The sequence below is a fragment of the Ruegeria sp. CH6 genome, from assembly GCF_056537005.1.
Map to the genome: position 1 here is coordinate 140,792 of NZ_JBQFQS010000006.1, position 24,341 is coordinate 165,132.

Annotated in this window: 16 protein-coding genes; 3 read left to right on the forward strand and 13 right to left on the reverse strand. The window is 52.5% G+C overall.

The features are described 5' to 3' along the window. From ACR0CW_RS14450 to ACR0CW_RS14465, 4 genes are read right to left on the reverse strand one after another with little or no spacing between them, the layout of a single operon-like run. Positions 1-1,011, reverse strand: coding sequence for a FecCD family ABC transporter permease (locus ACR0CW_RS14450; protein WP_480788323.1), 1,011 nt, complete (start codon positions 1,009-1,011; stop codon positions 1-3). Continuing rightward, positions 1,008-2,039: a FecCD family ABC transporter permease gene (locus ACR0CW_RS14455; RefSeq protein ID WP_480788324.1), complete on the reverse strand. Its 1,032-nt coding sequence runs from the start codon at positions 2,037-2,039 to the stop codon at positions 1,008-1,010. Before ACR0CW_RS14455 ends, ACR0CW_RS14450 begins: the two co-directional genes overlap by 4 nt. Before the next feature lies 1 nt (position 2,040). Further along, the gene (locus ACR0CW_RS14460; protein ID WP_480788325.1) at positions 2,041-3,027 is read right to left on the reverse strand and encodes an iron-siderophore ABC transporter substrate-binding protein; all 987 of its coding nucleotides are present in this window, start codon (positions 3,025-3,027) and stop codon (positions 2,041-2,043) included. A gap of 59 nt (positions 3,028-3,086) precedes the next feature. Then, complete coding sequence (locus ACR0CW_RS14465; RefSeq protein WP_480788326.1) at positions 3,087-5,336, reverse strand: TonB-dependent siderophore receptor; 2,250 nt, start codon at positions 5,334-5,336, stop codon at positions 3,087-3,089. Between the two features lie 960 nt (positions 5,337-6,296). Here ACR0CW_RS14465 and ACR0CW_RS14470 point away from each other — a divergent pair. Beyond that, positions 6,297-7,079: a class I SAM-dependent methyltransferase gene (locus tag ACR0CW_RS14470; RefSeq protein ID WP_480788327.1), complete on the forward strand. Its 783-nt coding sequence runs from the start codon at positions 6,297-6,299 to the stop codon at positions 7,077-7,079. Between the two features lie 10 nt (positions 7,080-7,089). Here the strand turns inward: ACR0CW_RS14470 and ACR0CW_RS14475 are convergent, their stop codons facing one another. Then, positions 7,090-8,271 (reverse strand): GSCFA domain-containing protein, encoded by a 1,182-nt coding sequence (locus ACR0CW_RS14475; RefSeq protein ID WP_480788328.1) that lies wholly within the window; start codon positions 8,269-8,271, stop codon positions 7,090-7,092. A gap of 194 nt (positions 8,272-8,465) precedes the next feature. Here ACR0CW_RS14475 and ACR0CW_RS14480 point away from each other — a divergent pair, with 194 nt between their 5' ends. After that, positions 8,466-10,205: an FkbM family methyltransferase gene (locus ACR0CW_RS14480; RefSeq protein WP_480788329.1), complete on the forward strand. Its 1,740-nt coding sequence runs from the start codon at positions 8,466-8,468 to the stop codon at positions 10,203-10,205. Between the two features lie 76 nt (positions 10,206-10,281). Here the strand turns inward: ACR0CW_RS14480 and ACR0CW_RS14485 are convergent, their stop codons facing one another. The 7 genes from ACR0CW_RS14485 to ACR0CW_RS14515 form a co-directional block, all read right to left on the reverse strand. After that, positions 10,282-11,208: a hypothetical protein gene (locus ACR0CW_RS14485; protein ID WP_480788330.1), complete on the reverse strand. Its 927-nt coding sequence runs from the start codon at positions 11,206-11,208 to the stop codon at positions 10,282-10,284. Positions 11,209-11,350: 142 nt separating this feature from the next. Further along, complete coding sequence (locus ACR0CW_RS14490; RefSeq protein ID WP_480788331.1) at positions 11,351-13,423, reverse strand: hypothetical protein; 2,073 nt, start codon at positions 13,421-13,423, stop codon at positions 11,351-11,353. 18 nt (positions 13,424-13,441) lie between these two features. Beyond that, positions 13,442-15,577, reverse strand: coding sequence for a sulfatase-like hydrolase/transferase (locus ACR0CW_RS14495; RefSeq protein WP_480788332.1), 2,136 nt, complete (start codon positions 15,575-15,577; stop codon positions 13,442-13,444). A gap of 2 nt (positions 15,578-15,579) precedes the next feature. Next, positions 15,580-16,494, reverse strand: a complete 915-nt coding sequence (locus tag ACR0CW_RS14500) for a hypothetical protein (RefSeq protein ID WP_480788333.1) — start codon at positions 16,492-16,494, stop codon at positions 15,580-15,582. 5 nt (positions 16,495-16,499) lie between these two features. Continuing rightward, positions 16,500-18,116: a hypothetical protein gene (locus tag ACR0CW_RS14505; protein ID WP_480788334.1), complete on the reverse strand. Its 1,617-nt coding sequence runs from the start codon at positions 18,114-18,116 to the stop codon at positions 16,500-16,502. 103 nt (positions 18,117-18,219) lie between these two features. After that, positions 18,220-20,232, reverse strand: a complete 2,013-nt coding sequence (locus ACR0CW_RS14510; protein WP_480788335.1) for a glycosyltransferase family 2 protein — start codon at positions 20,230-20,232, stop codon at positions 18,220-18,222. 503 nt (positions 20,233-20,735) lie between these two features. Next, a complete protein-coding gene (locus ACR0CW_RS14515) occupies positions 20,736-21,800 on the reverse strand; it encodes a glycosyltransferase family 2 protein (RefSeq protein WP_480788336.1) in 1,065 nt (354 codons plus the stop codon). A gap of 516 nt (positions 21,801-22,316) precedes the next feature. Between ACR0CW_RS14515 and ACR0CW_RS14520 the strand changes: the two genes are divergently transcribed. Beyond that, the gene (locus ACR0CW_RS14520; protein ID WP_480788337.1) at positions 22,317-23,192 is read left to right on the forward strand and encodes a hypothetical protein; all 876 of its coding nucleotides are present in this window, start codon (positions 22,317-22,319) and stop codon (positions 23,190-23,192) included. Positions 23,193-23,280: 88 nt separating this feature from the next. Here the strand turns inward: ACR0CW_RS14520 and ACR0CW_RS14525 are convergent, their stop codons facing one another. Then, entirely contained in the window at positions 23,281-24,231 is a 951-nt protein-coding gene (locus tag ACR0CW_RS14525; RefSeq protein ID WP_480788338.1) for a formylglycine-generating enzyme family protein, read from the reverse strand. Positions 24,232-24,341: the final 110 nt, after the last annotated feature.

Below are 24,341 nucleotides of genomic sequence, written 5' to 3' on the forward strand. Positions count from 1 at the left end.
CTAAAGTGTCCCTTTTTTGAATTGGACGAGCAGCAGCCACATCAGGACGGGCGCGCCGATGATGGCGGTGAAGACGCCGGTTGGCAGATGAACAAGTGGAACCGAGCGGGCCGCCATATCGGCCAGCAAAGTCACCAGCGCACCGACAATTGCGGCTTGTAGCAGCGCTGGCTTACCCTGGCGCACAAGGCGTCTGGAGATCGGGCCGGACACAAAAGCCACAAACGGCAGCGGCCCGGCGACACTGACGGCAAGCGCCACTAATGCGACGGCTGTCGCGGTGATCGCAAGACGCATAGGGGACAGCGCAACGCCCAGCCCATTTGCAATATCATCCGCCATCGACAGCCGGGTCAGAGGGAATTGCAGCCAAAGCGCCAGGGGCAAAAGGATGGCCAACCCGACCCAAATCAACCGAACATCCGCCCAATTGCGAGCGTTAAGTGACCCGACCAACCACTTTGCCATTTCTGCGGCGGTTAGGGCGTCCAGCTTGGTCATAAGAAGATCAGCCCCGGCTGAGAGGGTCAGACTGGCTCCGATCCCAACGAGGATCAGCCGATAGGGGTGCAAGCCGTCTTTCCAAGCAAGACCGATCACCACCAACGCGGTCACGATACCGCCGATCAAAGCACCAAACAGAACAAATCCGCCTGTCAGGATTATGGCCAGCAGAGCACCACAGCTGGCCCCGGCGCTGAACCCGATCACGTCTGGCGAAGCCAACGGGTTGCGCAGCATGGTTTGGAACATTGACCCGGCAATACCAAACGCCGCGCCAGCTCCGATCGCGGTCAGGATTCTGGGCAACCGGTGATCCAGAACAATCATCCGCTGAATTCCCTCGGCATGACCAAGTACGGCTTGGCCAATCTGCGAGATGTTGAGGGGATAAGCTCCGAGGTGAAGCGCAGAAAGAAGCGCAACGATCAACAGAGAAACCAGGCATAGGCTAACAGTGATTGCTCGTGCTGACACTTGCATCGACAGGAAAGGCAGACGAAGGATCATATCTTGCGAACTCCGTTGCGGCGCACCAGCCAGATCAATACCGGGCCACCGATCAGGGCCGACATGACACCGGCTTGCATGTTGCCGCCAAACAGGGGCAGCCGCCCCAGCAGGTCAGCGGCAACCATCAGCGCGGCTCCGATGCTGGCGGAAAACACCAGCATCCAGCGCATATCAGCACCTGCGATCCAACGTGCGATATGAGGGACAATCAGGCCGACAAATGCGATTGGACCAGCCATTGAAACTGTTGCGCCGCACAGGATCACGATTGCCAGTCCGATCAGGATTTGGGCCAGGCCGACCCGGACGCCCAGACTGCGTGCGGTATCCGTACCCAGCATCAGGGCGTTCAGAACAAGACTTGCCAGCAACGATAGGACGATGCCGACCGCAAAGAAGGGCAACAGAGCGGTGATTGTTCCGAAGTCGATGCCGTCGAAGCCGCCAAGAACCCAGAACCGGTACACGTCCAGCGTCTGCTGGCTGACCAAGAGGAGTGATCGGCTGAGTGCCAGAAACAATGCGGAAACTGCAGCCCCGGCAAGGATCAGTCGTGCAGGGTTCGCCTGATTGCCGCCACCCAGCAAAAACACCAAAAGAGAAGCGATGAATGCGCCACCGAGTGCTACCCAGACAAAGGCGGCGGGATCCGTGATACCCAACACCAAAACACAAAGCACGACACCCATAGAGGCACCGGCATTCACGCCCAAGAAGCCCGGGTCCGCCAGCGGATTGCGTGTCATGCTCTGCATGAGCGCTCCGGCCATTCCCAGAGAGGCTCCGGCCAGAACGGCCCCTACCAGCCTTGGAGCCCGGATCTCGCGGAGTACTATCTGATCGGGGTTCAGGGGTTCAAATGCGGCGAAGGCTGACCAGATGCTGCCCCAGCTTATCGGCCTCAGGCCAAAACGCAGGGCAAATACGGACAAAACAATCAGCCCCAACACCGACAAGCCAAGCCACATGCCTCGGGCGTCGGTGTTGGGGGCTTCCGAGGGAACGGAAGTCATATGCGCCGTCATCTCAGAACTCCTCAGGTAAAATGCCTGCATCGCGCGAGGACGGAACCACGGTTGTCGGGTCACCATCCATCGCGGCCTCAAGCAGCGGGACGAGTTTATCCAGGGCGTAATCCAGACTCAGGGGGCTGGAATGCGAGAGTGCTGCTGACAGCAACGGATCAGAGTAAACTTCGCGCCCTTCTTTGTAGGCGCGCATGGTTGGGCGCAGTGGCATGCGGTTCAGGGCCGATGCAGAACTGCCCCCGTCGATCCACACCAGCGCATCAACATCGATCGGTGACAGGTCTTCAGCCGGGATCAGGACATATGAAATGTCCAGCGCCCCGCGGTTGTTCACAGCTTCTGGTACAACAAATCCGAGGTCCTCGAGAAATTTTCCACGAATGTCCCGGTTTGTATATGCGCCTGCTTGGCCCGCCCAAACCATGACCGAGGAGGCACCCTGCCAATCTGGATGCGCGTCACGGATTTCCTGGAACCGATCCTGCAGGCGCGTGATCTGGGCCTCGGCCTCTGCAGATTTTCCAGTTGCCAGCCCCACAGTGCGATGCATCTCCTGCCATGACATACCGTGGTCGCCATACCCAGCAGCAGGCGGAACGGTTGGAGCGATTTGTGACAATAGCGAATAGTCGCGTTCAGTCATGCCCGACCATTGACCCATAATCAGGTCGGGTTTCATGGCAGCGATCTGCTCGATATTGATTTCGCCCTGCATGACTATGGGTTGCGCATCGCCAAGGGCTTCGTGCCCCCAGGCCCAGACTCCATAGGGGTCGGTCCCGTACCACTTTCGCAGCGCATAGGGTTTAAGCCCCAAAGCAAGCAGAAAGTCATGGCCAATAAAGCTGAGCGATACGATCTTCTTCGGCTCGCTTTCGATCCGGGTCGTTCCGTACTTATGATCGATTTCGACCGGAAATGAATCAGCACTCGACCCGACGGGCCAGAGTGCCAATACAAAACAGGTCAACAGTTTTCGCAGCATCTTTGGACCTTTGAAAGAAGGACCCGGGCGGCATCATGTCCGCCCGGGTTGGGATAAAGTTAGAATCGGCGGCTTAGTGTCAGCTCGACCGAGCGACCTGCGCCATAGGCGCACCCGCCTGCCTGCGACGCATTGATCGCGGGGAACAGCGCGAGAATGCCGGTGTTGTCGATCTGGCAGTAGCTTACGTATTCCTTGTTCGCGAGGTTGCGGGCTGCCAGCGTTGTTACCCAACCGTTCTTTTCATAGGTCAAGGAGGCGTCATAAACCGTCACGCCGCCGACTTTGAAAGCGGCTGTATTGGCGTTGTCCGAGAAACGCTCGCCGGTATAGCGCGCGCCCAGTCCCAGACGCAGACCGGGTGCCTGAGCAACCTCATAGGCCAGCCACAACGAGGCAGAATGTTCCGGGATCCGTGCCAGTCGGTTGCCTTGGTTGGTCGCGTTCTTGGTGATTTTCGCGTCGATGTAGTTGTACGCACCCAAAATCGACAGGCCATTTCCGAACGCATAGTTTGCTTCGACTTCGATCCCTTTCGACTTGACTTCGCCTACCTGTTCAAACGCTCCGGGACGTCCGGCAACGGCCTGAGGTGTGTTCTTCTTGGTGATGTCGAAGTACGCGACCGACAACAGAGAGTTTGTACCCAGCGGACGGAATTTCGTACCAACCTCCCAGGAATTTGCTTGCTCGACATCCAATTGCTTGCCCGCGACATCGACACCAGCCGGAGGCAGGTTAAACGATCGCGCCAGCGAGCCGTAGAAGCTCAACCCGTTATCAAGGTTGTAGGACGCAGCCAGATTCCCGCTGGTAAAGTTCCGCTTGTTGTCCAGATCGGTGGTCGTATTGGGAACGAATGGCAGCGGTGACACGGTGCTGGCTGTCCCGCTGATATCAACCCAGTCGTGGCGCAGGCCCGCATCAACAATCAGGTTGCTTCCGATTTCAAAATTACCAAGCAGATACAGGCCTGTTTGCTTGATGTTTTGGGAAATCGAATTGGTGACCAAAGTACCGGTTGGAATACCCGGAGGTGTGATAATCGAGTTGTTTTGGAACAGATTAACGCCACCAAACGCGTATGATTGTGTCCCGTCATAGTCACTTTGATAGTAGTCCAGACCACCGATGATGGTTGCATTCACGTTGCCAAACGAGAAGTCTCTCGAGATCGCGTTGTCGAATGTCGCCTGCTTGGCCTTGTTGTCGACATCGAAGTTGACCAAAACCGCTGCGTCAATCGCATTCGGAACCGGCGGGCGACCGGCAAGGATCGCTGACGAAAAGAAGGCTGCAGCATAACCGGTGTTGTTGGTCCAGTCGTTGTCGGCATACCGCGCACGAGACCGGAAGGTGAAACCATCGCCGAATGCATGATCGAATTCATAACCAATGTAATTCTGGGTCGTTTCTATATCGTTGCGGCTAGGATTGTTCGAATAGAAATCGTTGCCGTAGTGGCGCACGGGGTTCGGCAATTGCGACCCGTATTGCGGAACCAGAATGTATGAATCCGGCACCTTGTCTTTCTGATACTGTGCAAAGACCGTCAGATTGGTTGCGTCCGTCGGTTTCCAGGTAACGGATGGTGCAAAGTAAAGGCGGCTCTGGTCTGTTTCGTCATATTGGGTGCCTGTTTCCCCACCCAGGAATACAAAGCGATATGCCAGTTCATCAGATGCAGCCGCATTGATATCGACGCCAAGCTCGACACCGCCATAGGCCGAAGCACGCGCCATAAGCTCAGTGCTGTTTTCAAATTTGGGACGTTTGGTGATCGAGTTGACCAGCCCGCCTGGTTGGCCTGCCCCATACAGGCTTGAGGTTGCACCGCGCAGAACTTCGATCCGTTCAAGACCAAAGGTTTCTGTCCGCCAACCTGCAAACCCATAAAGACGCAATGGCATGCCATCGCGATAGCTGTTTGAATTCTGTACTTCGAAACCCCGAATGGCAAATTGGTCGAAGCGACCGTCTACGCCAAATGTCTGTGCGGTTACACCGGGTGTATATGAGATCGCTTCTTCAATGGTGGTTGCACCTTGGTCGTCGATCTGCTGTGGGGTGATGACGCTGATCGCGCGCGGTGTTGTTGCAACGTCTGCCGGAAGCCCGCGCGTTGCGCTGACAGCTGCCTCTGCCGCATAGCCTTCGACGTTATCCAGTGCGCTGGTCTGACCACCCTCTATGGTGATCGGCTCCAGCACGACTTCGTCTGTTGCGGTCTGAGCCTGCAGCGGTTGCGCGGCCAAACCTACTGTTACCACAAGTGGCCCTGCCGCCAGAACCTTGCTTCGTGTTGACATATTCCGTCTCCAGGCGCCGACAGGCGACGCCGGCGCATTATGTGTTCAAAACACAAAAGCTTTCCCGGTCTGGCTTGGGTGTTTTCACCTCTGCCCGGGTTCGCTGTCCCACATTTTTTGGCTGGACTGTGCGTCGCCGGGGCGGTGACTTGGTCTTGCTTCTTAGCATGCAATGCACGCTCTGGCAGCGGCGTAAAATTCTAGAGTGATTTTGTCAAGTTTACGTGAGGCGTTTCTAGGTATAGTTGACGTAAGGGACAATGCATTGAGACAGAAATGCTGCAGCAGGCCCTGACGGGGCTGCTGCCAAGTCGTTGTGTCGCAAAATGTAGAGTGATCAGAATCGATCCTTTTGCTGAGCAACCGAACTGCTTCAGGATCTTGTTTAATACTCGAATACCAGCTGCATTCGCGTGCTCTTTTCGACTATGATCTTACCCGTGATGCTGTTTGAAAAAACACCTTGTCGCGGTTGAGTTATCGCTCCGCTCAGGTAGCATGACGTCCCAGATATTTCCTACTTTGTCGACCGTGCAATACATTTACATTCACTCGCCGCGCGAACTTAGGTAAGTCACATTAATTCTCAGGGAATTCTGTGCTGGACTTTTCATCAATTGTGCTCGGGCTGAGATCAGCGACGCGTAGTTTACAATCCACCTGTTGAGAGTCGAGTGGTCAGTCTGCAAACCGTGTTTGGCCGTGATCTCTTCCAGATCACGATGGGAAGCCGTGTCTCGCAGATAGAAGTCCACAGTTTTCAGAAGTGTATCCTTGGAAATAGGCAGTCTCTCAACAAGAGCAGACGTCAGTATGCCCATGTTCGTCAAAAAGACCCCAAAGCTTGAGGCACATCCTGAATCGTGCCGCTCAGCCGAAATCAATGGATCCTGCCCCTAGAAACAACTTGTGCACAGCGGGCCAGAGACGTTACCCGTAAACCCACGACCCGCAGCATGATTGTGCATTGGTGCTGTTCAACTAACTAACTCAGGCTTAATTATCATGGCTATACCCGATACGCTGGCTGCGCGATTGATCGAAGTCACCAAGAACAACAACTTGGGTGGTCACTTTCTCATGCTCGGGCGACAGCGTTGGATTGGAACGCGCAAGGGTAAGGCAGCCAAGTTGCTGGCAGATACGATTGGCACCTATTTGCCCGGAAAATCTGAAGAGGACCTGAAAAATCCGAACGATGCCTATTCTGAGCAATTTTTCAAAGCGCTTGGATACGACCAGGTCGACTCTCTGGACTTTTCTGAATTTGAAAATGCCAGCATCATACAGGATCTTGGCGCAGAGCTGGACCCTGCTTTGCACGAACGCTTTGACGTGATCTATGACGGCGGCACGTGTGAACACATTTTTGAGTTGCCTACGGCCTATCGCAATATCCATAAAATGCTGAAAAAGGGTGGTGTCCTAATTGCGCATTCGCCGTGCAATAACTGGATCAATCACTCATTTTATCAGATCAATCCCGAAATGGTGTACGGGTTTTGGGAAAAAGCCATGGGTTATGAACTGTTGAGCCTGATCCTTCAGCCCCTGCTGCCAAATTTTTCTGACAGAGTGGTAACCACGACCAATCCCAACGTCACAGGCGTACGCCCGCGCCTCAAGGGAAAGCTACCTCAGAACTCCCCAATTATGATGTGTTATGCGGTTCGAAAACCATTCGACACAGAAGGGAAAGGGGTCGCGTATCAGACGGACTATATGGAAAAGTGGCAGGATTGAGGAATAGGACTTATTGGTCTGACTGAAGCGCGCCAGCTTTTCGTTCGGCATCCCAGCGGAACAGCAATCGTTTCAACATGGCGATTTTGCCTGAATGCACCTTATCATCCCGGTCGAGACGCTCACCACCGTTGATCAGTTGCCGCATGCGGTACGGTCGTTTCCCGGACACTATTCCATCCAGCTGAGCGGGTAGTAGCCCGGCGGCGGCACAAGCTTTGACCCAGGCCTCATCAAGTGATGGCGGCGGGTTCTGTTCCGATGATACGCACCAACTGTGCTCGAACCGCGTCATGATATAGTCCAGTACTGGAATGTGCGGATGCCTGCGATCGGATTTGTACGGCATCTTGAAGACATCCGTGACCAGTTCATAGGAAGGCCAATAAAACAGTTTGCCTTCTGCTTTATGCGCGCGCACCACTTCATCAATGGCAACACGCAGCGATGCCTTGGAAACTGAATTCGAGGTTATACAGGAATTGTCGCGAAAGGTTGCGATCAGCGGTATCGGTGACAAGGTTACGATTACTTTCGCATCTGGACGATGCTTGCGGATCAACTGGTAGATCGCGTCAATATTCTGGCGATTTTCCTCCACACTGGCGACCCGGAACTTGTGGCGGGATGGATCATAAACGTCCTTTGGGATCGTGCGCCAAAAGACATTGCCCGTGGGCTCGTCGTACCAAACTTCACTCAACCCGAAGGTCAGGATGAAGACGTCTGTTTTGTCAAACAGCTCTTTGGTTTGCGCCTGTGCCACAGGGTCATAGCCATATTCTTCTGCCTTGTACCCATGCCAAAGAACCTGCGAGAAAACCTTGTTTTCCCAAGCCCATTCAAACTGTTGGCGAATTACGAACGAGTTAACCATCCCTTCGCCGCAACTAACTACATAGGCACGCTTGGCCTCTTCGCCCTGGGTCAGAACCCGAAAATTCCGTTTTGACAGCCAATTTGAGATATTCGCCGCAAAACAAGAACCGAAGGCAGTTATCTGGGTTTCCGGGGTTATACACGGAGTATCTGGTTGCCACCCCTTTAAAACAAAGGTCTCTACGGCTTCTTCATCGACCATTTGTAAGGCTGTCGGATTGAAGTTTGTATGTTCGCCCCGAAACCAGGTTCGGAACTCGGGGCCATCTTTCGTCGTGGACTGGAAGTTGTGAGAAATTGCCTTTTTAGTCATCCAGACACGCCCTGATCGCCGAAAAAACCACCTGCCCAAGGTGCCTGAAATGAGTTTCCGAGGCAAGTTCAGCGCAACAATTGGTAACTTCAGAAAATAGCAACAATGATCTTCAGACGGGCAGCAAGGTGTAGAATTCAAACCAAAACAGATAGTATACAGAGGCAGAAACTTTGCATGGGAATTTCTGTAGTATGAATGATCTGAGCTACGATGAGCTGATTGAGGTTCAGGGTATAAAGTTGCCTCTTTGTAAGAACATCGTGACCCCTCGCATCGAAAGACAGATGAGGCTTGGAAATTACGAAGTTGGCGAATGCGCTGCTGCACGAAAATTCATACATAAGGGTGACAGGGTTCTCGATCTTGGGGCAGGTATCGGCCTTGTCGCAAGTGCGGTCTCCAAGATTGAAGGCGTCGAAAGGATAGTGTCAGTAGAGGCCAATCCTGAATTACTGGAAGTTATCCGAGAAACACACAAAATCAATGGAATAGACACGGTTGAACTGCGCCATGGGATAGCGTCAAGGGTAGCGGCAGAACAAGTTCCGTTCTATTTGCGGGGTCATTTTTGGTCTTCCAGTATGGAGCCGGATTCGCGCCCATACAAAGAAGTGGTTCCCATGACCGCTTTTGCCATGAACGATTTGATCGAAGAGATCGACCCAACCGTGATCATCGCCGATATTGAAGGCGGAGAACTCGAGATTTTTGATGGGTTGACGTTGGATAACGTTCGGACAGTTATCATCGAGCTGCATCCGCTGGTCTACGGAGTTGAAGGGCAGCGCAAGGTTCTGAAGTTCTTTGATGACCTCGGGTTCCGTGCCGAAGATGAGTACCGCTCGGGAAGTGTTTGGGTGTTTTCGAGAATGCCCGTCAAACAAGTGCCAAGGTTTTTGACACGAGGTCCATCCAGCCCGGTACATAATCACGACAACCCTCAGTTCATCATTCCGACCTGCATGCGAAATGAAGGCCCATTCCTGCTGGAGTGGCTGGCCTTTCATCGTTCGATAGGAATTCAGAATTTTGTGGTATTTTCTAATGACTGTTCGGACGGAACTGACCTTCTATTGGATCGGTTGGATGAGTTGGGTGTCGTGACCCATCTGCCCAATCCGGCCAAGGCAGCCAAGTCAACGTACTTTCAACCTCTCGCCATGAAATTTGCGATGGACATGCCTCAGGTACGAAGGGCGGATTATGTAATTCAGACGGACGTTGATGAGTTCATCAATATTAAGGTCGGCGACGGAACGGTGACCGATCTGTTGAATGCAGCGGGGCCTTTTCATGTTCTTTCGATCTCGGAACTGAATTTTTCGAGCAGCGGGAACTGGGAATTAAAAGACGGCTGGCTCACCGAGATGTTCCGGGAGCACGAAACTGACAAGCCGGGTCATTGGCAGGCCCGGCGGGGGGTTAAGTCGATCATTCATGGCGCCGATAATTTTGAAACCTGGCCAGTACATCGACCAGGGATATTCGCGGGCTCATTTGATCAATTGGTCTGGCTGGATGGATCGGGTAATTCGGTTCCTGAGGACTTTGTTGTTAACCACGAAAACGGCATCGACAGGCGCGGTCGCTATGATTTGGTCCAATTGGATCACCATCCATTGCGCAGCGCGGAATCTTACCTGATGAAACAGTGGCGTGGGAGTGTTGCCGATAACCGGCGAAGCACGGATCATCATTATTATCGTAAGCGGTCTCTTGGTGGTAATTTTTATGGACACATTGATAGGCTGCTGCCTCGGGCCCGCAAAGAGTGGGATGCGTTAATATCGGACAAGAAACTCCTGGATTTACATCGGGCCTCGATTGACGTGCATCGGGAACGGATCAGGTCAATTGAGAACGAGCCAGCTATCTCTGAAGTTCGCGATTGGATTCGTGAAAACTATTTCGCTGATCAAGGGTCGGATTGATCAAACAGATACAGGAAGCCAAAGTAATGGAAGCTGGGTGAAACGAGGGCATACCAATCAGGCCCAATATGCTTCCTCAAACAGGTTTTTTTCCCTGTTTGATCAGCACAGCATTTGCCTCGTTTCTGGCGCGTAGAAACTTAGGACGCTTCTGTGGTTTGCAGGCTTCGAGAACGGCGTTGCAATACTGCGCTGTCCAATACGGCCGCCCACGTTTCAGCAGATGGTTCAACATGCGTTTCTGATAAAAAGCGCTGCTTTTGCGCGCGGTTAGGAGGGCGTAGATCTCTTGTTGCGTCAAGCTGTCTTCAATGCAACCGGTGATGATCTTGCTCAACACTCCCATGTGCCGCCACGTGGTCAGCATCCCGTGACCGTGGTGACGGCACAAATACTTTTCTGTGTTTGACCCTTGGTATAATGCGACATGCAAGGCATCCGCTGCAATTGTCGGGTCATAGAACAAGCGAACCTTACGGGCTTGACGCACACCATCCGGCCCATAGCCGTAAGCGCCTTCATAATCGCGCCTCCATGCGGGCTTAAAACGGGTTTCCCAGCCCAGAGTAACTTTGCGGCTTAACGTGGCTTGTGGGTTCACAGCCAAAACATCTGCGCCAGGACAAGAAGCGGCGTAGGCGGTCGCAGCATACCCACCCATTGACACCCCATAGAAAATCACCCGCTCGAATTGTTTGAAGAAACCTTTGTCTCGAAGTCCGTCGAAAAATGTGGCTATAGCGGGGTCACGATACCAAGTGTGGCCATGGGCCATGATCCCTAATGCAGACCATCCCCGGGATGTTATGAAATCCATTCCCCAGGGCAGACGATTGTCAGGGTCCTGCCGTGCGTCATCGAGATTTTCGAATGCGACAACAAGCACTTTTCCCTTTTGAACGAACAATGCCCGATGTTCATGACTCAACTCCTCAAAGAACCCATTCTCTCCTGCGGCTTCTTGAAAATTGTCGCGCCATTTTCGGTTACGTTCGTGGTTCATGTTTGAGTTCTACTCTTCGCCTTCAAACTACAGGGGGCACTGTTTGTCTCTGACAAGTGCTTTATGCGTAATCAACAGTGAACGCGACAATTGCTAGCGCGTTTTTGAGCAGATGCGAAGTTCGAAAAAAGAAGCACGCGCTTCACTCTTTCCGTAACAGAGGCACCCGGCCCGACAAGGCATAGCGATGCAGTGTTTGTCCAGAAACTGCAAGGCTGTCGGCTTGCCACCGGTCGCGCAAAGCACCATGGTTAGCTGTGCGGTTTTCGCGGTCTTCACTCCCCACATGACCCCATGCGTAAGCAAGGCTTAGTTCGGGCTCATCTGGTTCTTCCTCTAAAACCAGGCGGATGTGACGGTCTGAAATTACCTCGGCGCCAATGATTGCCGGCAAATTTTGCGCCATGCCATCGAGACGAAACCCATGTGTATCATTCTCCAGCACCAACCCGTCCATTGATGAAAACTCGGCCAGAATTTCGCGCCCTTCCAAGTGAGCGATCTGCAGAGAAGGGCAGAACCATTGTTTTCCCATTTGCACAGCTTGAACGGCTAGATCACAGAGTTCATCCATCATGAGAGCAGACACAGAACTGGGTGTTGCTGGCGTATCGGGCATAAGGGGCCAAGGATATGACGGAGTTGCAACGACCGATTTCACACCGGGATTGTCCAAATCAAATCGACCTTCGGACAACAACGCTTCAATACGCCCTGTGTCCTCGAAACCACCCCCTTGGGTTACAACTATTACAGGTTCGGCGGACTGTCCGGTTATCTGTGTCAGATCACGTACCAAAGAGGTGGTGGTTTGCCTGTAGTGTCTTGCCGCATCCAACTCGGAAATTGTCATGTCACCGCGAAGCAGTCCGAGGCGGAGGCGGTCAATAACCAGAGCCTTTTCCCAACCCTTCAACGTAGCGCAAGCAACCTTCACCCTTTCCAGCAATAACCTGTAGGGTTCTGCGTGCGGGTCTGCATCCGCTGCAGTTATACCGGGCTGAGGTTGGCTTAAGGCAACATTGGTAAACAGAGTTTCCCCACTCTCATAGCGGCGTTCACTGCTTAGTGTTGCTTCAGCCAAGGGGCCGAAAGGTGCTCCGGTTCCATCCAGTTTTTCGTTCACGACATGCCAGCGGAATCTTCGCGCCAGAGTTCGGGGGACATGCAGATCGCCCCCAAATCCCACGAAACCCAATGCCGTGGGAGGTGTCTGAGCCAGTGTCACGCCATCGCGTTCTTCAAAACCGATGGTTGTTCTTTCCCACCGGTCGGAAAGATAGCGCAGGCAATCTGGTCGCACGTCCAACATCCAGACGTTTCCTCCTCCGCTAGGCCACGCAGTTTCTGGATTGTAAGGCTTGGCTCGTATCCAGGCGCCCACCTTTTGAGGACGCTCAGCCTCTGCACGCATCACCAGCTTCTCAAAAGGTAATTCTGGTTTTGTGAGATAGCTCCGCCGGTTCTGGAAGGCACGGCGGAACCTGGAGGCACGTTCAACTTGGCCGCGCGCGACAAGCGCTGCTTCGATACCTTTGCGGTAAAAAGGAAAATCCTTGCGCCCTCGCAAACGTTCATAAAACAGATCCGGGGGCAACTCACCTCGCAACAAACCTGGAAGGATTGCTTTCAGGAATTTTTTCCGCCTTAGGCCGGGCGTACAGCTGGCCCCGAAACCAAAGCACTTGAGATATGTTGCCTGATTTTCATCATAAACCTGCCGCAGCCCTTTTAGTGGGTCATGAAACGGATCGTACAGGATATAGGTCCGAGCAAGATTGGCTGCGCGCGCCCTGTCCACCCCGGGCGACACGGGAGCGAGATCTTCTGGCGGATCGACAAATAAATGGGTGGCATTCGGCAGGAAATTCCCCAATGCCACCAAGCTGTGAGATGCATCTTCCGCGGCGCAGAGTGTGTGAGAACTAAAGTCATCAACCAGCAAACCTTCGGCCAGAGTTTCGAAGAAAGCCATTAACTCGGGTGAAATCGAAGTTGTTTCGTCAGTGAGGATAACGCGCATCTGACTGAGCTCATCTTCCTCGCAAAGTTCGTCGGTTAGGGAAGGCATTCCGTTCTCGGTCAGGAATTGGATAACCAGACGGTTGGGAGTTCGGCGGGTCAGCGCTATGCGATATCCGGCAATAGCGATGTCTTCGCCCGTTCGCAGTGCTGCAATAAGATCGGCATGGGACTTCTCCTGAGCGTGCTCCATGTCACATCCGCTCCTGTTTCAAGCTATTTCCAAACCGCAGATCGCTGCGAGTAGCGATGCCTGAGGCACGCCGGCAAAAACCACCCGTTCCGTCCCACAGCTGAGTATCGTGTCATCTTCGGATTGCCTGACACGCACTTGACCTAGTGAGGCCCAATCACTCAGGTCAATCTTTCCACCTTGGAATCCTTGGATCTTTTGGGGCAGGCCGGTTCGTTGGATAGTGATTGTTGTGTTCGCACTGCGCAAAGTAACATCATTGCTGCCTTCGGCCAGAGTGATTTGCGTATCACCGTGTCCCCCTGTGATGCGATTGCAGCCGCTACCGGTGACAATCGAAACAGGGCCGTGGCCACCAATCATAGTGGTATCACCGCTGTCGCCGACCATTCGGGCGAACCCCTTTCCGGCCGTCATCGTTGTTTTCCCGGTCCCGCCGTAGAGAACACAATTGGCATTTGCTGCCAGAATGGAGTTCTCGCCCTCACCACAATAGACCACCAGATCGTCATTCTGCACGGTGATACGGTTTGTCCCCGGACCGGGATGCACAGTTAGCTGGAAGCGATTTACGCTCCCAGGGAAAAGAAACTCATTGTCTTGCTGGTTTCCGGTCGCAACAAAGCGGTTTACACCGCCACTTGCATCGGCGCCATAGTGCATGCGGGCAAACCCATCGGGCAGTGCTGCTGTACCGTCATGGTTTAGTGTCGAATAATGAACTCTGGCCCCCGGCGCGGTCGGCGCAGTGTCTTCAGGAGAAGCGTCCAACGATCCGATGGCCCCAACACTGCCAGCTTTGGGTGGATCCGTCGAATCTGTAAAGCTTACGTGAAATGGCGCCGCACTGCCTTCTGCCTCGGGGAGGAGCAGGCCGTGGGAGGCGCAAACCTGACTCAAATCTTGTCGCCATTTCGCGTAGTCTGGATGTTTACCCGCGAGGTTCTTGGTCAGCCATGGGTCGTCTTGAACATTGTGAAACTCGCTTTCACCGTTCTGATACAGCGTGATCCTATATGCGCCTTTCCGCATGGATGTATTGCCATATAGAAATGTGGGAACAGCGCGCTCTGGGTCAGAGGTACCGTGCGTCATATCTTTCAGCGATCTGCTGATCGTACTGTGCATCGGCGGGCAACCAGCATAGTCAAGAATGGTCGGTCCGACATCCAATAAAGCAACTGGATCACGAACCTGTCTTGGTTGCGCATCAGGGTCGTGAATGATCAGGGGAACGCGACAGCTTTCTTCCCAGAGCGTGAATTTGCGCATCCGCCCCTTATCGCCAAGATGGTAGCCATGATCTGAGGTAAATATCAGGACAGTGTTATCCGCATGGCGCGACGATTTGAGTGCGGCCCAGATGCGACCAATCTGGCTATCAACATGAGAATAGGCTGAGAAATAATTTCGAACCGATTTACGCCAGTAGTCAGCGTCTCGAAGATCCATGTTCTTTCCCATAAATCGGTCGGGATACCCGGTCGTATCGAACCCATCATTCCATGCCTCAGGTATCTGGAAATCCTGTTCGTTGTACAACCGCTTAAAGGCTTCAGGCGTTTTGAACGGTATGTGCGGATGGTGAAAGCCGATCTCGCGATAAAATGGCGCGGCCCCATCGTAGGTCTCCAGAAACTCTACTGCATCTGTCGCGGACTGATGGTCATAATAGAGTGAATCGTGTGTGGGATCAGTAGTACCGGCTCCGCCGGTCAAGCCGCCAAAACGCCTGACAGGGACGGATTGAGGAGGACCAAGGCGCAACGGGTGTGGGGGGTGCGAATAAAGAATATCATGCACCGGCCTGGGAAGAGGAGCAAAACTGTGATGAACCTTCCCGGCGGTCGAACAATAGTATCCCCTTTGCTTGAGCTTGAATTGCCAAAGCTGTTCGGGGCGCAACACATCGAACAGGTTCGTATAATTGTCCAGAATGCCAGTTTGGTAAGGTGACAGACCCGACATCAGGCTATTGCGTGATGGACCACAAATCGGGGCCTGACAATATGCCGAGTCAAACGCCGCCGAATCCTCGGCGATCCGATCAAGGTTGGGAAGGTGCAGAGGTGCGCCAAAAGCTTCACGATACTGAGAGTAGGCACCGCCATCGTCGACGGTAATCAGAACAATGTTCTTTTTCTCTTGCGCCATGATTACCGTTCCCCGGGCAATTTGGCTGATTGCTCATCGACGGCTGCAGCCGAAAGCTGAGATTTGCGTCTATTGGTACGAAAGGCGCGGCGAAACCTCGCGATTCTATCTTCTTTGCCACGGGTGCTCAGGTGCGTTTCCATGACGATACGGTAAACGTACAGTTCTCTCCGCTTGCGAATCCATTTATAGAACTCTGACGGTTGGAGCTCTCCGCTGATAGCGCCCTGCATAAATGGCTTCAAAAGCCCCAGTCGTCGCAGAACCACAGCCGATTTGTGCCCAAACCCGAAGCCCTGCAAGTGAATAAGCTTCTGCTGCGGTAAACGCATGACATGTCGTTTGTCTGGTGCAAAGAAAGGATCATAGAGAACATAGGCTTTCCCCAAACCATTCAACTGAGAAGCAGCGTCAGAAAAAGGTAACGACCAGTCTCTATCCCGCCCTTTGCCAAACCGTGTTTCCCAAGGAACCAGATCGCTCTGCAATGTAGATTGCGGGCTAAGTGCCACGACTGTGGCACCGGGACAAAGAGAGGAAAATGTTAATGCAGCAAACCCACCCATTGACGTCCCGATCAACGCGATTTTCTCGAAGCCTCTAAAGAAGCCTGTACGTTCTAACTGTTCGAGAAACGCAATCAGCTTTTGATCGCGAAACCAGCTTGGACCACGGGCATATATACCAAGATGGCTCCAGCCGTTTTCGCGAACAAATTTCCCGGCCCAAGGTTCGATATCAGGATACGGGTAGCCCGCATCTGAAAGATTGTCGAAGGATATTACGAGTTGCGCCGTATCGCGTTCGACAAAGGATGCGGCATGTTCTCCGAACTTGTGGTACCAACCATCGTTTCCGCCAGCCGGAAATATTTCTCCGTACCAACTGGGTATCTTGTTGTGGTCCACGTCTTCCATGACAATCAGCGCTTATGCACAATCAGAACCTGATCGCGACGGGTCTTGTCAAATTGCGCCTGAAATATGAAAGCTCCCGAGAAATCCAGTCTCATTGCATTGAATTCTGCGGCTGTTTTGCTGTCAGAGTGGCTGAACACACCGTTTTTGAGGTATGACTGAAACAAAGCCGCGGTTTTTGTGATGCCGGGTTTTTCCATTGTATCGGGTTGCCATCTCAGGTCCTCGATAATGTACATTCCGCCCGATTTCAGCTTTCCGAAAAGTTCCAGAAACCCATTCTGCTGATGGTGCGATGCATGGCTTGCGTCATCAATTATGATGTCGAACTCATCGTGCATATCTCGAGCAGCGTTACGAATGTTCTCACGCGTATCCATATCGCAGCGATGGAAGGTAAACCTCGGATCGCTGAACCAACTAAAATCTGATACATCCAGCCCATGAATTTGGGCGTTCGGAAAGAACTCTAGCCACATTCTCACCGAGGGTGCGTCCGTAGTGGTTCGGTCGGCATGCTTGCCGTGCTCGGGCCCCCCGATTTGCAAACCCATTTCCAAAAACGAGATATCCTTATCTCGATATGGAAGAAAGAGCATCTGGTAGAGTTCTGAATAGCGGTGCTTTTTCGATCCTTTGTCCGAATTGTAGCGATCCGCCAAGTCGGTCAGATTAATCTTCCCTCGACCATATTTTTCAGATGCAGGAACAGGAGATGCGGGGTCAAGATCAATGGTTGTGGCTGGCATTGCAGGAGTGTCTTTAGCAATCGGCTTACTGTTTCTTTCGGGGCGGCCTTTGTTGGGGATCGGCGCGAGGTCCGGATCAATTCCGTGCTTGATCAGAAGCTTTCCCAACAGGCTTTTGGGGTGGGGTGCGCCGCCCTCTTTTTCTACCAGACGCGCACGCATGCGACGACCGTAAAGGTGAATGGAACAGGTGTTTTCGGTTATGTAGGGAGACACGTCGAATTTGCGCTTCAACATCATGCGACGGTCTTTGAAAGTGAATGGATAGAGCCTGTCCTGAGGCAGCGCAAACTCGATCTCACCGGTCGCGTGCAGAAAATGTGTCACTGCGTGTGGACCCCAAACACCCCATGGCTGTTCACCGACATGAACCGGATTACCTGCGTCCCGGGCGGTTTCAAGCTCTTTGACATAATCCTCGCCATACCATGCGGGGATTGCAAATTCATCGCTTGTATGAGCCAGAAGCGCGCGCAGCGTATCGCTGTCACGTGGTAATCCAAGAACACCTCCATTCACGTGTTTTTCGGATTCCCAACCGTAAAAATGGCCATTGGGAGTCTCGAAAGGCTTCATGCAGTAGGCATCTGTATCAGCCCAGATCATGTTGTCGTTCTGTTCAAGCAACCGGTAGCGAAACAGATCAGAATGCAGGGCGGGGCTACCAGTACGCTCATGTGCCAGAAAGTTCTCACGCGGCAAGATATCGGCGGCATCTGCAAATTCGACGCCATCTGGCACGTTTTTCAGTGGCCCATAGTGATACAGGACAGTGGTGTGACCTGCATCCACAAATGATTTAATACAAAGCTGCTCCAGGAAGCTGAGCGATCCTTCCATCCACAGCATTCCAATGACCGGTTTCTGATTCAAGACGACCTCAATAACAAAAGACTACTTAGACTTGGCATTCCTGACCTTTCGAGCAAATTCTGCTATCAGTTACAATGGGTGACGGGCGACCAATTCAGGTAACCTAGTGTTGTGTGACATCCTGACGTTCCACCGTGAAGAACCAATCAGCATCCGGACGTTTGGCGATCACTTCATCTGGCACGACCTCCGGGCCGGACAAAAAAACATTCGCACCAAAGTGACTGTGCAAGAGCGAGAGGCGTTCCATCCGGTGGCTCGTTAACGCAGAATAGAACTGGTTGTAGTCGGGCCTCGCTTTAAGCTCCTCGATCTTGGTCCGGTGGCACTTTAGTGAATAATGATGGGCTTCGGCGATCTCAGGATCTTTGAGAAGTTTGTTCAGTTCGACGCGCATCTTTGGCAGCATCCGGGCAATAGAGCGATCAACTTCAGCGTTATTGTTCATACGAAACCAGTAAGCGAGTCCCTGATCGCGGTCCACATGGTTCACGCGGCCCCTGTCTCTTTTTACCAAAAAGCTCTCTGCCGAACGCACTGCGTAGTGGTTGAGCTGCACAAGATCGTACCCGTAGGTTCCGGTCGTGGAGCGCCAGCTGTTGCGATACATTTGGCGCGGCAAAGGCTGCCCTGATCCGTTCACCCAATGAACACTTTCCCACAGTTGCGGATTGAGCCCTTTCGGCCGATGAACGCCCAGCTTCTTGAACAGACCAACGTTCCGGAAAAGCGTTTTGAATCCCCATGCCTGATGTGGCTTGGGTGTAAATTCACGTGCGCAACGGATGAATTGCTCGATAACCGGGCTTTCGTCAAAAAGATGCACATTGCCGTTGCCGAACAAACGCCAGGTCATTGCAATCATGTTGGCATCCGGAACGTGTTCGAACAACGCATCAAGTGTGCCATTGCCGCATTTGATATTCACAAACTCATCCACGTCGATACAGGTCACCCATGCGGCGTTGGCAACGATCTCTTCTTCTTGCGCTGAGCGGAGTGCAGCGTGCTGCGGTTTTAACCCCATCTCGCGAAACGGGTTTTCTCGGTGTTGTACGTATCCCTTGCGCTGTAAGAGCTTCAGCATTGTGTCCGTACCATCGGTACAGTCGTTTGTGTATACGATCACATCGTCGAAACCGATTGCACGATGATATGCCAGCCATTCAAGTATGAAAGGGCCTTCGTTTTTCATGGCAGTCACGATGACACGTCCGCCAGTTTGGTTGGCCGCTGGCGTCAGGGCAATTTGTGGAACACGCTCGGGGCTTCCATTCCAAAGTGTTTCAGATTGGTTGATCAGATATGAATCTTCAACCAAAGAGGTTTTAGGCACGATTTGCGAAACTGACGGCGCAGGATGACGTAGAGCTGTGAAACGGTAAAACGCCCCGGTGACAGATCCACTCGGATTGACATTGCCGATCCGAACAAGCCGCCAGACGGCGCGATCGGACACCTGTTTTGGTGCTATGCACCAACGATTGCTCGCGCCGGGATTGTCAAACTGAACACAGATATGGTCACTAAAGTGCGGATTGGCCCGATCACGCAATCGCCAAGGGTAACAGCGCCGGCCAACCAGAGAAATCAATCCACTGGATGTATTCACGGCGAGATCGAAAATGGAATCCTCACCACGCGTGATGAGGTCGCATACATCAATATTTGCGACAGCCCGAGCGTGCGATAGGCCGCGCAAACGCATCATTTCATAAACGGACACTGCGCCCAGAGGGCTATGCCAACGGTCAGGAGACGGCACGTCCATTCGGTCTTTGCCCGGGGCATCTGGGGCACAAAACGGGTGCCATTCGGGCGGTAGGTCAGCTCGGCCAAGAGGCATGTCACTGCTGAGTAATTCGACGTTGCAGGTCAGACCACGTTGCCGCAGACCGGCCTGTAAATCTCGGGCGAAAGCCTCATCCTCTCCGGGCTTTGCGCGGTCTAGGATCATAGCCGCATCCATCTGGTGTTGATCCACGTGATAGGCCAACCAATCCAGCACAACTTCAGCGTCTTCACCGTTGCGCACTGCAGCAAGTGCATTTCGTCCTTCGAAGGCGGCAAAGTTGGGTGTTGCGACCTCAATCGAACATTCTTGGCCGTCTATCATGAACACCAGGGATACTGCGTCGTGCAAATGAAAGCGCATCACCGTTTGGCCGCCGAGTGTGCCATATGTATATAGCTCGGCACCTTGGCGTGGGCAGATTTGTTCGGGCAGGACTTCTCGGTCAAAGAACAGAGTTAGAAGCCGCCCGTCGTCTCTGACCGTTTCAACTGCATCAAGAAGAACGAACGCCCCAAAATCACGGCTCTTCAGGCGGCTTCGATTAAACGCGACCATAAGGATAGCCTCTTCCACAACAGTGTTCGCACAGACAGAACACTGCGCTTCGTTCCTTCAACGGGATTACACCAGTCTGACTTTTCCAATTCAAGTTTCAGACCCATCATTTGCAATCAGTTGCGTCAAAGCGTGCCTTTTTTGTGTTCGGGGACAAACATGAATAGTCAACGTATCTAGCCAGCGGTCTATCCTTGGATTCTCAACAAAAGCAGTTTTCCCAGCTTAAGCGCACATCCGCAGCGGGTTTGAGCTATCTTGAACAAAGGTTATCTGGTCTTGCTGTTTTCTTCTGCTTCCGCAAGATTGCGCAGTTCCGTCCCCTTTGCGTGCAACTTTCTTGCAAGTTGCGGATCTACGTCGCGCCGTTCCGTTCCAATTATTCGAGTCAAAAGCTGCAGCCCATCCAGCGTATCCATAACCTCGTTCGCGTGCTTTATGTGCCACCGTAAACCTTGTTGTGACAATCTGCTGAGTTCTTTGTCAGCGTTTAGTTCGTCGAGCATTTCCTTCAACGCCGGCAAATGACGCTGGATCGACCTTTCTTCAATCGAGTTGAAATTCCGGTCAGCCCAATATCCCAGGTCGATTTCTTTGTGCGATCGGTTTGGCAGGCCACGAGAGGACTTCACCAGATAGGCAAGGGCAGATTTGACCGAATAGTGATTGAGACAAACCAGATCCATCCCCGCCAAAGGCCCGAACGTTATTAAGCCACGCTGTTGGTAAAAACCTGGTAGCGGTCGACCTGAGCCGTTAACCCACCGAAAACTGTGCACGCGATCTCTCTCAGGTTTTTTAGGGCGGTGCACGCCAAGCTTTTGATAGGTCCCGTCATTGCGGAATAAGGTTTTGAAGTGGCTTGCCTCCCAAGGTGAGTAGCAGGGAAACGGGGCAGCATGTGTGAACTCCTCCAGAACAGGGGACGCTGAAAGGTCCACCTTTCCGCTGTTGCCAAAGAGTCGCCATGTCAGCGCGTACGCATCAGCATCAGGAGCTGACGCAAACAGATCATCAAGATGTCCTGTACCTGTCTTGATGTTTACGAACTCATCGATGTCCGAAAACAAAATCCACTCGGCAGCCTTGGTAAGCTTATGCTTGCCGGCCAGTTCTAGCGCGGTCCACTGCACCCCCTTCTTTGCATAGTCTTGATTGCGCTCGTGGGTTAACCACCCTCGTGCCGCAAGCGCATCCAGCAGATCATCAGTGCCATCTGTACAGTCGTTTGAGTAAATGAGAATGTCATCAAAACCGATCAGTCGGTGATACGCTACCCACTCCAGAATATACGGCGCTTCATTTTTCATCGCCGAAATTAGGAGACGTGCCATCTGGGTACCTGCATTGTGCTTATTGATCAGAGTTGGATTGGTGCGAAGAACGCGTTTTTGCTCGTGTTCACCTAGGTGTCAATGTCGATTGGGTTCGGTGTTCTTTGCCCGGAGATTTGTGCCAGCTTAGGCACAAAGATTGGGTGCCACAAACTTTGATTTTAGATTGACGCAAGTGCAAGTGCTCCCCTGCTCAACCTTTTGTCGTGCATACCTAGAACTTGCTAAGCATGACGATCTAGTATCGTCACTTGAGATTTTTGGCATTGTCGGAGGGATATTCCCGGTGGTGCTGTGAGGTCTTTCATCTTTTTCGCTGCTTGTCCCAGTCAGGGGTTCATCTCGAAAAAATCTAACTACTTTCAGCAGGAAATTCAGGTTTCAGAACAAGATCGAAAGTAATATCTTTCAACATGTCACTGGAAGAATTATGTCCTTCTGTCGGGTGCTTTGCGACAATCGATACTTAGACTTGATGTGGGGGCAGGAGTTACAGGATGCAAGGACAAAAATAGAATGCAGTTGGTCATCCATGCTGGTGTCGCTTTTACCGATGAAGGTCGACTGTTGCAGTCTCTTCAAGCCAACGGGCGTGTATTCTCAAAAAATGGCGTGGACATTCCCAGGCCTCGCAGATTTAAGCATTCGGTTTGGCCTGTCCTTCAATCATTGTGGACGGAACCACCAAGTTCGGCCCTACACGAACAATTGCGACGAGCTTTACCGAACAATCCAGACGTCAAACGGACGATGTTGTCCAGCGATGAAATCCTGGGCGGTATCGCCGAAGCCATCCATGAAGGCCAGTTTTATCCATTGGCAGGTCAGCGATTGGCTTATATTGATGAAGTACTACAAGATACTCAGATTGAGTTGTTTTTAGCGGTACGGAATCCCGGTGTTTTTATTCCCAAAGTGCTGATGTCATTAACTGAAGATCAGCGAAGAGCCGTTTTTGAAAACACCGACCTGAGCTGCCTGAGCTGGCTCAGTATGATTGAGGATATCAGAGATCTGGCCCCCAATGTGAAAATGACTTTGTGGAGCAATGAGGACACGCCATTGATTTGGGGTGATATTCTCCGTTTGATGGGGGGCTTTCAGGATGACGTAGTTTTCGACGATGAATATGGGTTACTAAGTTCATTGCTACGTCCGACCGGTCAGCGCGAGGTTTTGTCCTTAATCCGGCAAGATCCAGCGCCAGAGAAAGAAGATTTGCGAAAGGACTTGTCGCGCATCCTGAAAGACTTTGCAGAACCCGACAAAATCGAGGAAGAGATTGATCTACCCGGTTGGTCAGATGATATTCTCAGCGCATTTTCAGAACTGTACGAACAAGATTTGGCACAAATCGCAAACATGCCTGAAGTCCGGTTTCTGAAACCTTAAAAGAGTATTTCTGCCAACCGGATTTGCGTGGATCTCGAGTGCAAACTAAGGGATTTAAGTCGATACGTGTGCGAGTTTCGACTTTGTTTCATGAAGCTATCCTGAAGCCGGTATGCCCAGTTGAACTGTCTGGCATATTCCAGGTTCGGGAGTGAACAAAGTAGCGCTCACAATAAGAGGCATGGCATAGATATGACCCACCCCGTATGATTTTACCTGGGCCATCCACCTGGGATAGCGGGTTTACAGCCGGAGATCCTTGGGTGCCATGTGGCAGTGGCCCAAACGCGTCCGCACACCATTCCCAGACGTTACCGGTCATTGTGTATAGGCCATAGTTATTTGGATCATAACTGTCGGCCGGTGCCGTGCCGACGTAACCGTCTTCTGCCAAATTCTCATTAGGGAAAATGCCTTGCCAAACGTTCTGTGCATGGCCTGACCCGGGTACGAGAGCATTGCCCCAAGGCAGACGCTTCCTCTTTAATCCACCGCGTGCTGCGTACTCCCATTCCGCCTCAGTCGGTAAACGCGTACCGGTATATTCGCAAAATGCCACGGCATCATGCCAACTGATGTGAGTTACCGGATGTCGCCCGCGGGCAGTAACATCGCTTCCCGGTCCTTCGGGGCTACTCCAGCAGGCGCCCTCTACCCCACACCACCAAGGGGTATGTTGGGCAAATCCTCTGGTAAGACAGGTGTCAGGTACAAATTGGTAAAAGACATAAGACCAGCCTTCAATTTCAGCGGTTGTTAGATAACTGGTCTCCGCCACGAATGCTGCAAAAACCTCATTTGTGACGGTAGTGCGCCCAATATTGAAGCCCGACAGTTTTACCCGTCGCGGCGGGCTGTCAAGATCATCCGCGTAGCGTGATTTTCTCGTCCCCATCTCAAAAATACCACCGGGAATAGGAACCATTAACGCATTGATTGTGTCACGCAGAGAACGTGAAACACCAACCTGCGGCAGTGGCGTTCGATGAGTAGTGCGCGAAGGTGTGATGGGTGCGCAGCCGCATACTTTGTTCTTCATCTGCTTGTCTCAAGATGTTCCTTGATTACCCTCATTAAGGGCGAAGGTCCGCAACAAACAACACTGTGCCAGTGATCAGCTTCACCCAAGTAGCCAAACTTGATTGTTAG

Bases quoted from the DNA above. Each gene is read 5' to 3' on its own strand.
- ACR0CW_RS14450 (WP_480788323.1), bottom strand. From the start codon at position 1,011: ATGATCCTTCGTCTGCCTTTCCTGTCGATGCAAGTGTCAGCACGAGCA.
- ACR0CW_RS14455 (WP_480788324.1), bottom strand. From the start codon at position 2,039: ATGACGGCGCATATGACTTCCGTTCCCTCGGAAGCCCCCAACACCGAC.
- ACR0CW_RS14460 (WP_480788325.1), bottom strand. From the start codon at position 3,027: ATGCTGCGAAAACTGTTGACCTGTTTTGTATTGGCACTCTGGCCCGTC.
- ACR0CW_RS14465 (WP_480788326.1), bottom strand. From the start codon at position 5,336: ATGTCAACACGAAGCAAGGTTCTGGCGGCAGGGCCACTTGTGGTAACA.
- ACR0CW_RS14475 (WP_480788328.1), bottom strand. From the start codon at position 8,271: ATGACTAAAAAGGCAATTTCTCACAACTTCCAGTCCACGACGAAAGAT.
- ACR0CW_RS14480 (WP_480788329.1), top strand. From the start codon at position 8,466: ATGAATGATCTGAGCTACGATGAGCTGATTGAGGTTCAGGGTATAAAG.
- ACR0CW_RS14485 (WP_480788330.1), bottom strand. From the start codon at position 11,208: ATGAACCACGAACGTAACCGAAAATGGCGCGACAATTTTCAAGAAGCC.
- ACR0CW_RS14490 (WP_480788331.1), bottom strand. From the start codon at position 13,423: ATGGAGCACGCTCAGGAGAAGTCCCATGCCGATCTTATTGCAGCACTG.
- ACR0CW_RS14495 (WP_480788332.1), bottom strand. From the start codon at position 15,577: ATGGCGCAAGAGAAAAAGAACATTGTTCTGATTACCGTCGACGATGGC.
- ACR0CW_RS14500 (WP_480788333.1), bottom strand. From the start codon at position 16,494: ATGGAAGACGTGGACCACAACAAGATACCCAGTTGGTACGGAGAAATA.
- ACR0CW_RS14510 (WP_480788335.1), bottom strand. From the start codon at position 20,232: ATGATAGACGGCCAAGAATGTTCGATTGAGGTCGCAACACCCAACTTT.
- ACR0CW_RS14515 (WP_480788336.1), bottom strand. From the start codon at position 21,800: ATGGCACGTCTCCTAATTTCGGCGATGAAAAATGAAGCGCCGTATATT.
- ACR0CW_RS14520 (WP_480788337.1), top strand. From the start codon at position 22,317: ATGCAGTTGGTCATCCATGCTGGTGTCGCTTTTACCGATGAAGGTCGA.
- ACR0CW_RS14525 (WP_480788338.1), bottom strand. From the start codon at position 24,231: ATGAAGAACAAAGTATGCGGCTGCGCACCCATCACACCTTCGCGCACT.